The sequence below is a fragment of the Burkholderia sp. Bp9142 genome, from assembly GCF_003853415.1.
Taxonomy (GTDB): Bacteria; Pseudomonadota; Gammaproteobacteria; order Burkholderiales; family Burkholderiaceae; genus Burkholderia.
On sequence record NZ_QTPP01000110.1, the window covers coordinates 1 to 499 of the forward strand.

Below are 499 nucleotides of genomic sequence, written 5' to 3' on the forward strand. Positions count from 1 at the left end.
CCGAAGGTACTCGTTGAGCTATCTCCACGTCAGCGTGAGTGCCTTACATGGGTCGCACAAGGAAAGACATCGCCGGACATCTCCCTGATTCTCGGAGTATCCCGCCATACAGTCGAATACCATATCGCTGAAGCAATGAAGGTCTTGAACGTAAATAGCAGAATAGCAGCTGCCGTCATTGCCGCCCATTACGGCCTGCTTGATTATCCCCTTATTTCAGACAAAAAATTTCCCGAAGAATGAGCAGGCATGCTACCGGTATGACTTAACCATGCCCACAGATCTCTCAAATCCCATATATTGGATAATTCTGGACCAGCTGGAGATCTTCAATCTTGCACTGATAATACGCGACCAATATTCATTTTGGCCCTCCTCCCTACCTAACTAGTTCCAGCTGTTGTTTCGACTTGATACGGTAACGCCCATCACTAAACGATGGGGAACACAAATGCCACTCATTATCGCCGGCAGATTGATCGACTTGCCACTTGAGCTT

General features: G+C 47.7%; 1 protein-coding gene. It reads left to right on the forward strand.

The window, feature by feature from the left end; translation table 11 throughout:
* Positions 1-243 (forward strand): helix-turn-helix transcriptional regulator (locus DIE22_RS37875; protein ID WP_148093221.1); only part of this gene is annotated, 243 nt, incomplete at its 5' end.
* Positions 244-499: the final 256 nt, after the last annotated feature.